The following is a 13,445-nucleotide window of genomic DNA, read 5'->3' on the forward strand; positions in this document are numbered from 1 at the left end:
CAAATTTAAGTGTCTTGCACTGATCGTTCAAGTTGCATTTGCATTTTAAGTATTCGATCTGTTACATCTTCTGAACTCAGCTTTTCCCTTCTGATCATATCTACCAGAATGGGGAAAGCAAACGGGCTCGGTTTTTCTGTTTCTTTAAGAATAATCTTTTGAGAATTGATTCGCCGAATTGCCTCCATAAATCTGGATTGATCTAGTTGCAATGTCATTACCTCTTCCATTGATTGCTTAAGGAGTAGATTATGTTCATCATATTCTTTAAAAGCTTTGTAAATAATGCCTGAGGAAGCTTGAAGATGTCTTGCTTTAATATTTTTCCCAGGATATCCTTGAAAAATTAAACCAGCTATGGTTGCTACATCTCTAAATTTTCGCTGAGCCATTTCAGTCATATTAATGGATTCTTTGATGTCTTGATGGATATTCTCTTCACTGAATAGATCCAGTTCAAGGGCCTCTTCAATAGCTATTTCTTGATCTGACAATAATTCAAATCCATAATCATTCATGGAGATTGAAAAGGTGATCCGCTGAAGTTTACTTATTCTGTATGCCACCAAGCTAACAAGGACTTCATGAACAAACATTCCTTCAAATGGAAAGAAAAATAAATGATGACCATGTTCAGTCTCCACCTTTTCAATCAATAATGATTCTTTGTCTGGTATCATAGACCATTTAGATTGAAGGTCAAGGATCGGCTTTATCTTCTTTAGTTCTATATCTGTATAGTTACCATTTATAGCTGCTTGTAGCTTATTTCTTATTTGATCTGAGAGTAGCGATGAAAGTGGAAGCCTTCCTCCTCCCCATGCCGGCGTAATACCACTCTTTTTCTTCGATTTCTTCACAAAGACAGTAAGGTCTTTAATCCTCACGAACTCAAGATTTTGTCCTGCGAACCAAAAGGTCTTTCCCGGATTAAGTTTTGAGGCAAAGCTCTCTTCTACAGTCCCCAAATGTCCTCCAGTCAAAAACTTCACACTCATCGCTGGATCACCTACGATTGTTCCGATAGATAGTTTATGGCGCTGAGCAGCCCTAGGGTTTATTATTTTATATATACCATCATCATTATAGACTCTGGAAAACTCATCATACTCACCAAGTGTACTGCCTCCCGTTGTTATAAATTCTAAAGCCCAATTCCATTCTTCCGCTGTGAGGAGACGATAACAATAGGTCTCTTTAATCTCTTCAAGAATCTTCAGCGGTCTAAAACCTCCACTCACTGACAAGGTGACCAGGTACTGAACCAAAACATCCAAACACTTCTCAAGAGGTTTCCGCTGTTCAAATTTTCCTTCCTCAATGGCCGAACGTAAGGCCGCTCCTTCTATTAGTTCTAGTGAATGTGTAGGTACAAAATAAATTCTGCTTACCTCACCAGGACCATGACCACTCCTACCAGCTCGTTGTTGAAAACGCGATACTCCCTTTGGTCCTCCTATTTGAATAACGGTATCAACTGGTCTAAAATCAACTCCTAAATCTAAACTTGAAGTACAAACAACAAGTTTAAGCTTTCCTGCATGTAGTGCGTCTTCCACCCAGTTTCTAATATTTTGATCCATCGACCCATGATGCATGGCAATTATACCTGCGAGTTCTGGTGCCTCTTTTAATATTACTTGATACCAAAGTTCGGTTTGCGAACGGGTATTGGTAAATAGCAAAGTCGTATGACTGTTCTTGATTATAGGAAGTACTTTATCTATTAATTTGGTTCCTAAAAAACCAGCCCAAGGAAACTTCTCTACTTCATCAGGTAGTACTGATTCAACAATAATTTCTTTTTCAATTTCAGACCGAATGGATACGGCATCTTTATAAAGATCTTCCCCCAGTAATACTCTTCTTGCCTGAGGTAGATTCCCGATAGTTGCCGATATCCCCCATACTTTTAGCTTTCCTTCTGTTAGTTTCTTAAGCCTTGAAATGGCGAGCTCAGTAGCAACTCCACGTTTGGTACCAATCAATTCATGCCATTCATCTACAATGATACTTTTGACATTTTTTAGGTAATTGGGATAATCGCTTTGACTCAATAAAACGTGCAGACTTTCAGGCGTGATTACCAAGGCTTGTGGGGCAGTTTTTTTCTGTTTCTGTCTTTCTGTAGTCGTTGTGTCACCTGTCCTCAAGCCAATTTTCCAACGAATATCTGTATCATCACAGAATGCCTGCATGGCATTCTGGATATCTTTAGCTAAAGCTCGCAGTGGTGTGATCCAAAGTATTTGTACCTCTGGTCTTATATCTTGTGGCTCGTTATGCTTCAAAAACTCTAATACACATGGAATCCAAAGTGCATAGGTCTTTCCTGATCCTGTGGGTGCATTTAAAAGTCCACTTTTCCCATCTAAATAGGCTTCCCAGGTCTTTCTTTGGAATTCAAAAGACTTCCATTTTTTTGACTTAAACCAGTCCTCTGCTATTTGAGAAAGCTCATTATCAGACACACGTGGAAGTTACGTAAAGACACAAAAAAACCTCGATCGAATGATCGAGGTTTCAAATATTTTATTAAATGCTCTACTCAGCAATACTTACTTCTGCTTTTACTTCTTCTATTTCAGCAACTTCCGTTTCTGAAAGCTTGATTTCTTTTACTTCCGTGTCATTTGCAGCATGTGCCCCTGTTCCGTAGACTTCTCCTAAGATTGGAGCAATTACAAGTCCAACCAGACAGGTCAATTTAATCAAAATATTCATTGAAGGTCCTGAAGTATCTTTAAATGGATCACCTACTGTATCTCCAGTCACTGCAGCTTTATGAGCTTCTGATCCTTTGTAAGTCATTTCACCATCTATTAGTACTCCAGCTTCGAAAGACTTTTTAGCATTGTCCCATGCACCGCCTGCATTGTTTTGGAATATAGCCCACAATACACCTGACACAGCAACCCCAGCCATGTAGCTACCTAGTGCTTCAGGACCCATTAAGAAACCGATTAGAATTGGAGCAATGATTGTTATTGCGCCAGGCAGCATCATTTCTCTCAGAGCTGCCTTTGTAGAAATATCTACACACTTACCATATTCAGGCTGTCCAGTACCTTCCATGATACCCGGAATTTCTTTGAACTGACGTCTTACTTCTTTCACCATTTCCATGGCAGCCTTACCTACCGACCTCATTGCAAGCGCTGAGAATACCACTGGAACCATACCTCCTATAAATAGTGCAGCAAGGACATCCGCTTTGAAAATATTAATTCCATCAATCCCTGTGAATGTTACATAAGCTGCAAAAAGCGCCAATGCTGTCAATGCTGCGGATGCTATTGCAAATCCCTTACCTATCGCAGCAGTTGTATTACCAACGGAATCAAGAATATCAGTCTTTTCTCTTACCTCATCTGGCAATTCACTCATTTCGGCAATTCCTCCTGCATTATCGGCGATGGGACCGAATGCGTCAATTGCTAACTGCATAGCAGTAGTCGCCATCATAGCGGAAGCAGCTATACCTACTCCATAAAATCCAGCCAGCTCATATGCCCCCCAAATCGCACCTGCGAAAAGAAGAATTGGAGCGAATGTAGAAATCATCCCAGTGGAAAGTCCAGCTATAATGTTTGTCGCTGCACCTGTTGCAGAGTTTTGTACTATGTCAAGTACTGGTTTTTTACCTAAACCTGTATAATACTCAGTAAAGTATGAGATTGCTCCACCTACAAATAGACCTACTAGTACAGCTCCAAAAACATTTACCGAAGTAACAGTCAAGCTTCCTTCACCAAAGAATACCATAGTCATTTCTGCAGGAAGCATTAGATCAATTAGGAACCAGCAAGCAATTGCGGTAAGAATAATTGAACCCCAGTTTCCTTTATTCAAAGCAGCTTGTACTTGTGTCTCTTTAGGATTATCTCCGGATACTTTAATTAATAGTGTTCCAAAAAGAGAGAAGATAATTCCTAGACCGGCAATCACCAATGGAAGTAAGATTGGTCCAATGCCATTAAATTCATCGGTGATTGACCCACCCATATCCCTAATCACATAGTTACCAAGTACCATTGAAGCGAGTACTGTTGCTACGTATGATCCAAAAAGATCAGCTCCCATACCTGCCACATCACCAACATTATCTCCGACATTATCTGCAATGGTTGCTGGATTTCTTGGATCATCTTCAGGGATACCAGCTTCTACTTTACCAACCAAGTCAGCGCCAACGTCAGCTGCTTTTGTGTAAATTCCACCCCCAACTCGAGCGAATAGTGCGATAGACTCTGCACCTAAAGAAAAACCTGCAAGTGCTTCAAGTACGATAGTCATATCATTTACTCCATTTGTAGTCCACTGACCGCCCATAAAGAAGTGAAATAGAAAGATGAACATTACACTTAATCCAAATACTGCAAGTCCAGCTACTCCAAGTCCCATCACGGTTCCACCAGTAAATGACACTTTCAAAGCCTGAGGAAGGCTTGTTCTTGCCGCTTGCGTAGTTCTTACGTTTGCTGCGGTTGCAATTCGCATTCCGATGTTTCCTGCCCATGCTGAAAAGAAAGCACCAATTACAAATGCAACTATGATGAACCAGTGTGTGGTTTCTACCATCATTGAAATAACTCCTAAAAGAGCTCCAGCAATAACTACGAATATTGCTAGTATTCTGTATTCTGCACTAAGAAATGCCAATGCCCCTTCTCTGATGTAATTTGCAAGTTTTTGCATTTTCTCATCTCCAGCATCTTGTTTATATACCCATCGGGATTTGATGATCATCACAAGAAGACCGAGAAGCCCAAGAGCAGGCACTAAATAGATTATTTTATCCATGATTTTTTAAATGGTTTTCAAAAACAGTGCGCAAAGGTAAGTCAACTAGCTTTTATAGAAAACCATTGTATGAACTTTAGAGTGCTTCCGTGCTTATGTCGAATGTGCACTCGAATTGATATAATTCAAAAATTCATTTTTAAAATTTTGATCTTTGAATTTACCATCAAAAAAAGCTGTTCCAGTTTGGCTATTCGTATCATTCACACCGCGTGATGAAACGCACATATGTGAAGCATCCATCACCACTGCAATATCGTCTGTATTTAGTAGGGACTTTAGTTCGTTTCCAATTTGTACGGTGAGTCTTTCTTGAACCTGCGGCCTTTTAGCATAATACTGAACAATGCGGTTGATTTTAGAAAGACCTATCACTTTCCCATTAGGAAAATAAGCGACATGTGCTTTGCCATAAATTGGAACGAAATGATGCTCACAGTGAGAGTAGAATGTTATTTCTTTTTCTACGAGCATTTGATCATACTGATACTTATTTTCAAATAATCTAACCTCGGGTTTATTCTTCGGGTTTAATCCTGAAAAAACTTCTTGAACATACATCTTTGCTACTCGCTTAGGTGTACCTGCCAAGCTATCGTCTTCAAGATCCAAACCTAGAATTTGCATAATCTCCTTGAAATGCTTTGAGATAAGCTCAATCTTCAAGTCATCATCCTGCTCAAATGCATCGGGACGCAATGGAGTATCATAGGATGATCCTATATGCTGATCAGCAAATTCATCGTTTTCTTCAGGACGGGTATTCGACGAAGTTTCTTTCTGTTTCATAAAGCGTTATTTTCATCTCGTACTTCTCTTCGATTTTATCTCTTAGAAGGTCGTAAATGACTTTCACGATATTCTCGGCAGTCGGAATGAGGTTTTGGAATTCTTTTATATCTAGGTTAAGGTTTTTATGATCGAATCGGTTCAATACCTGTTCTTTCACAAGGTCGCTTAACTTCTTCATATCATATACATATCCTGTATCGGGATCAACTTCCCCAGTCAATGTGACTATGATTTCGTAATTATGTCCATGCCAGTTTGGGTTATTGCATTTTCCAAATACCGATTCGTTTTTTTCATCGCTCCAATCAGGATTATATAATCTATGAGCGGCGTTGAAATGTTCTTTTCTATTGATAGATACTCTTGGCATAAATGCGAAATTACTGGACCCTATAACAACGCTTTTAATAAAGATGTTTCCAAAGGCTATGAATTTATTTAAGCGTGCGTTTGTTTTGCCTTGAACTTCACTCTATGGAAATAGTAGAAATCAGGAAAAAAATTGAGAAATATCAAAAAGAAGGTAAACGATTATTCACTACCTCCTCCTTTCAAACGCATAGTATTCCAATGTTGCACATACTCAGCGAAATAGATAATTCCATCCCTGTTTATTTTATCAACACAGGGTATCTTTTTCCAGAAACTGTGTCGTTTAGAGATGAAATAGCGACTCAGTTGGGATTGACAATAGTTGATTTAAAACCCAATACCCCAAAGAATATGCAACGTGAAACGAATGGCAAGCTGATGTTCACCACAGATCCTGATCACTGTTGCTATTTGAACAAAACACAACCAATGGAATCAGTACTTGCTAGTCATGACGTCTGGATTAATGGCGTTCGTGGTGACCAAAGTGCAGTGAGAAAGGCCATGAAAGTAGAACAGTCTGCTCCTTTTGACAGCATTCGTTTTCATCCAATGCTAGATTGGGATAATCGTAAAATATTTGCTTACGCAAAGGAGCATAATCTCCCTAAACACCCTTTGGATGCAAAAGGATATATCAGCATTGGGTGCGAGCCCTGCACTAGAAAAATGGATTTAGATATGCAGGAGCGAGAAGCCAGATGGTTTGGATTGAATAAAGTAGAGTGTGGACTCCACACTGATCTCGTAAAATAAGGTTTCGCTAAGCTCAACCTGACAAATAAAAATAAATGAAAGTACTTATCACCGGAGGAGCCGGATATATTGGAACCAAACTGGTAAAACACCTAGTTGTTCATCCAGAAATAGAGAAAATCACTGTGTATGACAACTTAAGTAAAGGTCATCACAATTTTTTTCTGGGCAAAACTTATGAGCATACCGATAAAATCCATTCTGTTCGTGGAGATATTTTAGACACTCGCCAATTAAAAAAATTAATGAAAGATGTGGACGTTGTTGTCCATCTAGCAGCAATTGTTACCACTCCTTTTGCAAATACAGATCCTCACTTCTACGAGCAGGTCAATCATTGGGGAACTGCAGAAGTTGTGTACTGCGCAGAGGAGTCTGATATTTCAAAGTTTATTTATTTAAGTAGTACATCTGTTTATGGAGCTAGTGAACAAATAGCTGATGAATCAACCACCCCAGCTCCATCAACCTTTTATGGGATATCAAAACTTAGAGGGGAGGAGCATGTAAACCGATTGGCTGAAAAGAAAAACGCCATCAATATTCGAGGTGGAAATGTCTACGGTTATAGTAAATCGATGCGCTTCGATGCAGTTATTAATCGATTCATGTTTGATGCCAATTTTGTGAATCGTATTCAAATCAATGGCAATGGCAAACAATCCAGAGCATTTATTCATGTAGATTCTTTATGTCATTCACTTGCTCAAACAGTGCTAAAAGAGGTCAAAAGTGGAACCTACAATTTGGTGGACAAGAATTTACAAATTCTTGACATTGTAGATGTACTCAAAGAAATTTACCCTTCGCTAGAATTCATATTCACCAATCAGCACATGAATTTGCGCGAACTAAAGATTAGCCCTAAAAGTGTATTATTTGATCAAATCGAAAAATTTGAATCTAGCGAATTGAAAGCTGAGCTGGAAGAGTTCAAGCAAAGGTTTGCTTTTTAGCTATTTCTATAGTCACTCCATCATCAAAACTTTCCAAGCGGTCTCTACTTCTCCATCATTGAGTAGATCAGCGGCTAATTTATGTAGCTCAAGCAAAATATTTTCATCATCATCAAAAGAATCGAAAATGGCTCGTACTTCAGGTTCGTTTTCAAAATCTTTTACTTCTTCTTTGGTAGGTAGTAATTCCACATTACCAAGCATTCCTAAGTGATTACCTGTGAGAACAGTACTTAAGCGGATTCTATCAGGTATTCCATCTACCCCTATTCCAATGGTCGTCAGAGGTTTCGCTACCTCAAAAAGTGCATCTCCTTTCGCTCTAGCATACCAATTTCCACCCATTCTTGCTACTAAATCAATTTTATTCGGATCGATTCTGTCGTTTTCATCCAATACATGATCTGCAATGTGCATCAAAAGGATTTCGCAAATCACCAATTGACCAGCACCGCCTTGTTCACCCAATGACTTTACTTCAATGACTTTGCACTCCAATGAAACAGGTGCCTCTTTCACTCTAGGTGGCTTTACTCTTTCAGACTTCACTTCAGTAAATCCTGCTTTCACAAATTCATTCACCCCTTTCTCATACTCGGTACTGCTTAGCGACATCTGTTGCACTATATCATAGGAGACCACATTAACAACTACCTCCGCATTCTCTTTCACATTCTCAAGTGTATGCTTTATGGTATTGTCACGCCCTCTTCTAGCGGGAGAAAATATCAAGATTGGAGGGTTTGCACTAAATACATTGAAAAAACTGAATGGGCTCAGATTCACGTTTCCGTTTTTGTCTACTGTGCTAGCAAATGCAATAGGTCTTGGAGCTACTGCACTTAGAAGGTGTCCATGGAGCTGCGGTACAGGTATGTCTTTTGGGTCGATTGTCATAGTTATTTCCTTATCGTCATCGCGAGTGTACGAAGCGATCTCATCAATAGAGAGATTGCTTCAGTCATTCTTCCTTCGCAATGACTTACAATAATTTACTTTGCTGGCAATACTTTAGTTGATACTTCACCAAAACCAATGCGAATACCGTTCTGTTCCGCGTGCCCTCTCATGATCACCGTATCTCCATCTTGAATAAACTTCCGTTCACTTCCATCAGGCATAGCTACAGGCTTAGTTCCTTTCCAGGAGATCTCTAGCATAGACCCAAACTGACTTGACTCTGGTCCAGAGATTGTTCCACTGCCGTACATATCTCCCGTATTGATATTACAGCCATTTACTGTTTGATGTGCCAATTGTTGCGCCATATTCCAATACATGTATTTGAAATTAGAGTTTCCTACCACCTTTTCTTCACTGCCTTCCGGCTGGATCGCTACCTCCAAATCAATATCAAAATGCTTGTTTCCACTATATTGTAGATACGGCAACACTTTTGGTTCTTGCTTAGGTCCAGAAATTCTAAATGGCTCGAGCGCATCCAATGTCACAATCCAAGGAGAAATACATGATGCGAAGTTCTTTGCCAAGAATGGCCCAAGCGGCACATATTCCCATTTCTGTATATCTCGGGCAGACCAATCGTTGAAAAGAACCATCCCGAAAATATAATCTTCAGTTTTGTCCACAGGGATGGACTCTCCTAACTCATTTGAGCCACATGTAATAAAAGCGGTCTCTAACTCAAAGTCCAGAAGTTTACACGGCCCAAAAACTGGAGGCTCATCGTCATTCGGCTTTTGTTGCCCTTTGGGCCTGTGGATTGGAATACCAGACTCAATAATTGAGGACGATCTTCCATGATATCCTACTGGTATATGTTTCCAATTAGGCAATAACGCATTATCAGGATCACGAAACATACAACCCACATTGAAGGCATGCTGCTCGCTGGAATAAAAATCAGTATAGTCTCCAATCTGCACAGGAAGGCACATTCGCACATGGCTTTGATCTACTAGAAGTGATCCCAACAGGTAATGACTTTTTAACTCTTCGTTTCCTTCCTGAAGTAATTCAGAAATTCGATTGCGGACAGTACGCCCCATCACTTTTCCTAATTTCAGAAAGCTATTTAATACTTCATGTTCAAATATTCCTCCTGGGAGCCCTAGCCCATCTAATAATCCATGTGTTTGCAGTCCAGCTAGGTCAACAATTTTTTCGCCAATGGCTGCTCCAGTCCTGCGTGCTCCATCCTTCTTAAATATGCCAAATGGCAAGTTCTGGATAGGAAAGTCTGAGTTTTCAGGTATCTCAACCCATGATTTAAGCTTAGGATTATTTGCTGCTATTTCCATTTTTTCCATTTTACTTTTAATACTACAAATATGCAAGGCATAAATCCTTTAGCCAAGGGCTAAAAGAAGTGTGAGAGCAACTAAATTTGCAGGCTGAAAAATTTTAATAAGAAGAACAAGTTTCGATGAGCATTTCCGCACAATATGACCCGACCCAAGTAGAGGACAAATGGTACCAGTACTGGATGGATCAAAACTTCTTTCACGCTACACCAAAAACCGGCAAAGAAGCTTACACCATCGTCATTCCTCCTCCAAACGTCACTGGTGTCCTGCACATGGGCCATATGCTCAACAATACTATTCAGGACATTCTGACGAGAAAAGCACGAATGGAAGGTAAAGAAGCTTGCTGGGTTCCTGGTACAGATCATGCATCTATTGCTACAGAAGCAAAGGTGGTGCGTATGCTACGTGAACAAGGCATCAAGAAATCAGATCTATCTAGAGATGAGTTCATGAAGCATGCCTGGGAATGGAAAGAGAAATATGGGGGTATTATTCTAGAACAATTAAAGAAACTTGGCGCATCCTGCGACTGGGAGCGTACTGGATTCACCATGGATCCCAACTATCATGATGCGGTAATCAAACAGTTTGTAGATTTATTTAAGAAGGGCTACATCTATCGTGGCTTACGAATGGTTAATTGGGATACAGAAGCACAAACAACCATTTCCAATGAAGAGGTTATCTACAAAGAAGACGGTGAACAGGCAGTTCTTTATCATGTAAAGTATCGGATCAAAGACTCGGAGGAGTTTGTGACGATTGCTACTCAGCGACCGGAGACCATCATGGGTGACACAGGTATTGCGGTAAATCCTAGTGATGAACGATTCAAACATTTGATCAGCAAGAAAGCATTGGTTCCTTTCATCAATCGAGAGATCCCAATTATTGGTGATGATTATGTAGAATTGGATTTTGGTACTGGCTGTCTGAAAGTGACTCCTGCTCACGATCCCAATGACTATGAAATTGGTCAACGACACAGTCTGGATACCGTTGACACCATCAATCTGGATGGAACATTGAACGAGAAATGTGAAATCGATAAGTATGTAGGTGAAGATCGGTTCAAGGTGCGCAAGATGATCGTAAAGGATTTAAAGGCCGCTGAAATCTTGGTGAAAGAAGAAGAGTTCATTACCAAGATTGGACGTTCGGAACGAACCAACTCTGTCGTAGAGCCGAAGCTCTCATTGCAGTGGTTCATCAAGATGAAAGACATCTCGAGAAAAGCGCACAAGGCGGTGATGGACGATGAAATCCAACTTTTTCCGGCAAAATTCAAGAATACCTACAATCATTGGATGGAGAATGTACGTGACTGGTGTATCTCTCGCCAACTGTGGTGGGGTCAGCGTATTCCCGCATATTATTATGGTGAAGATGAAAATGATTTTGTAGTTGCGTATAACATTGATGAGGCAGTTGAAGAGGCTAGAAAGGCAACAGGAAATAGTAGTCTGGTTGCAGACGATTTAAAGCAAGATGAAGACGTATTGGATACCTGGGCATCTTCCAACCTTTGGCCAATTGCAGTTTTTGATGGCTTCAACGATAAATGCTTCGACAAAGAAACCGGCAAGATTGATAAGAGCAAGAACGAAGATCTAAACTTCTTCTACCCTACTCAGACGTTGGTGACCGCACCAGAAATTTTATTCTTCTGGGTGGCAAGAATGGTGATTGCGGGATATGAATACCTGGATGAAAAGCCGTTTAAGAATGTGTATTTAACAGGAATTGTTAGAGACAAGCAGCGCAGAAAGATGTCCAAGTCATTGGGGAATTCGCCTGATCCATTAGATCTAATCAAGCAATTTGGAGCGGATGGGGTGCGAACTGGGATGTTGTTCAGTTCGCCTGCAGGAAACGACTTATTGTTTGATGAAAAGCTGGTAGAACAAGGAAGAAATTTCTCTAATAAAATCTGGAATGCTTTCCGATTGGTGAAAGGATGGGAAATCAGTGATGCATCACAACCGGCAGTGAATGTACAAGCCATCACCTGGTTTGAAAATAAGCTAAACAAGGCTCTAGCAGAACTGGAAGATCACTTCTCTAAGTTCCGTATGTCTGATGCGTTGATGACAGCCTACAAGCTGATATGGAATGACTTCTGCAGCTGGTACCTCGAGTGGATCAAACCGGAGTATGGCCAGCCAATTGATACAAAAACACATGCAGCCACTATTGAATTGTTTGAACGAGTATTGAAGTTGCTTCACCCATTTATGCCCTTCATCACTGAAGAATTATGGCATGAGCTGAAAGACCGTAAGGATGGCGAAGCAATCATTGTAGCTGAGTGGCCTAAACCAGAACAATTTGATGAAGATGTGTTAAAAGAGGCTGATCTCTTGTTTGAGATTACCTCTGGTATTCGAAACATTCGAAACTCTAAAGGCATCTCTCCTAAGGAGGTATTAGAACTAACTACAGATTCTAAAGCAATAGCTTCTATTGGTGAGTCCTTACAAAAACTGGGCAATCTCTCAAACATTGCAAATGGCAACAAGCCAGAAAATGCATTCAGCTTTGTGATTGGTTCTGACGAATTCTTCATTCCTGCTACAGAGAATATCGACATTGAAGCAGAGAAGAAAAAGATCGAAGAAGAACTGAACTACACCAAAGGTTTCATGAAATCTGTAGAGAAAAAACTATCCAACGAGAAATTTGTGAATGGGGCACCAGAACAAGTGGTAGCAATGGAGCGCAAGAAGCTTGCGGATGCTGAAGCGAAGATGAAGACGCTGGAAGAGAGCTTGGCGAGTCTGTGAAAATTGTGAGAGCTTTTCTCTTTGCTTTAATTATTGGCTGCTTCCCAGGCTTATCCCAAGGGCAATCTGCATTATCAGATAGCACCACTCTTAATATCATTAGGATAGATGCTGTTTCAATATTCCAGGATACAGCAAAGTTTCTGTAGATGGATTATTAAGATCAAAATTGCCTGATAAATCATATGTGAAGCTGAAAATTCTTAAAGGTGAACATGTACTCTCTATCTCTAAAAATTCTCGATTAAAGAAGCAGTTTAGCAAAAATCAGCATTATTTCATCATTTTATTCAAAAAGGATTTCCCTGTAAGAAAACAAATGCTCATTGAGGTGACTCAAGAATATTATGACTCAATATCTCTTGATGGATTTTGGAATATTGCTGAACCAAGCACTAAAAAATGGTATTGAAGCGACACATTTCGAAATTGAGGTTATTGAAAGCGAATCTGCCGAGTTTTTAGTTCCTTTCTTTTTGCAGGGCCAAAAAGAAACAAAAACCCCTTCTCAAAATCAATCCAGCCAACCCACATGCTAACACGAGATTTTGAGGAAGCTCGCTATTGCGAGCAATGGTGACTTCAATGCGTAGAGAGGAGTAGAAAAACAGAAGAATGAAGATGCCGGCATTCGTATTTCAGCCGGTATGACATTCTTATTACGACACAAAAAAAGCGACCCTCCTCGAGGGTCGCTTGCAAAACTGCCATTA

The 13,445-nt window shown here is 40.1% G+C and carries 10 protein-coding genes; 4 read left to right on the plus strand and 6 right to left on the minus strand.

Features of this window, described 5'->3' with window-relative positions:
* Positions 1-5: 5 nt before the first annotated feature.
* The 4 genes from ABJQ32_08870 to ABJQ32_08885 form a co-directional block, all read right to left on the minus strand.
* The gene (locus tag ABJQ32_08870; protein ID MEP5289748.1) at positions 6-2,471 is read right to left on the minus strand and encodes a ligase-associated DNA damage response DEXH box helicase; all 2,466 of its coding nucleotides are present in this window, start codon (positions 2,469-2,471) and stop codon (positions 6-8) included.
* Between the two features lie 73 nt (positions 2,472-2,544).
* Positions 2,545-4,803 (minus strand): sodium-translocating pyrophosphatase, encoded by a 2,259-nt coding sequence (locus ABJQ32_08875; protein MEP5289749.1) that lies wholly within the window; start codon positions 4,801-4,803, stop codon positions 2,545-2,547.
* A gap of 93 nt (positions 4,804-4,896) precedes the next feature.
* Positions 4,897-5,592, minus strand: coding sequence for a GTP cyclohydrolase I FolE (gene folE, locus ABJQ32_08880; GenBank protein MEP5289750.1), 696 nt, complete (start codon positions 5,590-5,592; stop codon positions 4,897-4,899).
* A complete protein-coding gene (locus tag ABJQ32_08885; GenBank protein MEP5289751.1) occupies positions 5,555-5,965 on the minus strand; it encodes a 6-carboxytetrahydropterin synthase in 411 nt (136 codons plus the stop codon). The genes folE and ABJQ32_08885 overlap by 38 nt, the downstream gene beginning before the upstream one ends.
* Before the next feature lie 104 nt (positions 5,966-6,069).
* Here ABJQ32_08885 and ABJQ32_08890 point away from each other — a divergent pair, with 104 nt between their 5' ends.
* Positions 6,070-6,723, plus strand: coding sequence for a phosphoadenylyl-sulfate reductase (locus ABJQ32_08890; GenBank protein MEP5289752.1), 654 nt, complete (start codon positions 6,070-6,072; stop codon positions 6,721-6,723).
* A gap of 35 nt (positions 6,724-6,758) precedes the next feature.
* Complete coding sequence (locus tag ABJQ32_08895) at positions 6,759-7,679, plus strand: NAD-dependent epimerase/dehydratase (protein MEP5289753.1); 921 nt, start codon at positions 6,759-6,761, stop codon at positions 7,677-7,679.
* Positions 7,680-7,691: 12 nt separating this feature from the next.
* Here the strand turns inward: ABJQ32_08895 and ABJQ32_08900 are convergent, their stop codons facing one another.
* Together ABJQ32_08900 and fahA are read right to left on the minus strand one after the other, a co-directional pair.
* On the minus strand, positions 7,692-8,576 hold the full coding sequence (locus ABJQ32_08900; GenBank protein MEP5289754.1) for a flavin reductase family protein: 885 nt from the start codon (positions 8,574-8,576) through the stop codon (positions 7,692-7,694).
* 95 nt (positions 8,577-8,671) lie between these two features.
* Positions 8,672-9,940, minus strand: coding sequence for a fumarylacetoacetase (gene fahA, locus ABJQ32_08905; protein ID MEP5289755.1), 1,269 nt, complete (start codon positions 9,938-9,940; stop codon positions 8,672-8,674).
* Positions 9,941-10,065: 125 nt separating this feature from the next.
* Between fahA and ABJQ32_08910 the strand changes: the two genes are divergently transcribed.
* Positions 10,066-12,732 carry a valine--tRNA ligase gene (locus ABJQ32_08910; protein ID MEP5289756.1) on the plus strand — a complete coding sequence of 889 codons (2,667 nt, stop codon included), beginning with the start codon at positions 10,066-10,068 and terminating at the stop codon, positions 12,730-12,732.
* A 365-nt stretch (positions 12,733-13,097) separates the two neighbouring features.
* On the plus strand, positions 13,098-13,271 hold the full coding sequence (locus tag ABJQ32_08915) for a hypothetical protein (GenBank protein ID MEP5289757.1): 174 nt from the start codon (positions 13,098-13,100) through the stop codon (positions 13,269-13,271).
* The last annotated feature ends 174 nt before the right edge of the window (positions 13,272-13,445 follow it).

This window comes from Marinobacter alexandrii, from assembly GCA_039984955.1.
Taxonomy (GTDB): Bacteria; Bacteroidota; Bacteroidia; order Cytophagales; family Cyclobacteriaceae; genus Ekhidna.

Bases quoted from the DNA above. Each gene is read 5' to 3' on its own strand.
- ABJQ32_08875 (MEP5289749.1), bottom strand. From the start codon at position 4,803: ATGGATAAAATAATCTATTTAGTGCCTGCTCTTGGGCTTCTCGGTCTT.
- ABJQ32_08885 (MEP5289751.1), bottom strand. From the start codon at position 5,965: ATGCCAAGAGTATCTATCAATAGAAAAGAACATTTCAACGCCGCTCAT.
- folE (MEP5289750.1), bottom strand. From the start codon at position 5,592: ATGAAACAGAAAGAAACTTCGTCGAATACCCGTCCTGAAGAAAACGAT.
- ABJQ32_08915 (MEP5289757.1), top strand. From the start codon at position 13,098: ATGGATTTTGGAATATTGCTGAACCAAGCACTAAAAAATGGTATTGAA.
- ABJQ32_08910 (MEP5289756.1), top strand. From the start codon at position 10,066: ATGAGCATTTCCGCACAATATGACCCGACCCAAGTAGAGGACAAATGG.
- ABJQ32_08900 (MEP5289754.1), bottom strand. From the start codon at position 8,576: ATGACAATCGACCCAAAAGACATACCTGTACCGCAGCTCCATGGACAC.
- ABJQ32_08890 (MEP5289752.1), top strand. From the start codon at position 6,070: ATGGAAATAGTAGAAATCAGGAAAAAAATTGAGAAATATCAAAAAGAA.
- fahA (MEP5289755.1), bottom strand. From the start codon at position 9,940: ATGGAAATAGCAGCAAATAATCCTAAGCTTAAATCATGGGTTGAGATA.
- ABJQ32_08895 (MEP5289753.1), top strand. From the start codon at position 6,759: ATGAAAGTACTTATCACCGGAGGAGCCGGATATATTGGAACCAAACTG.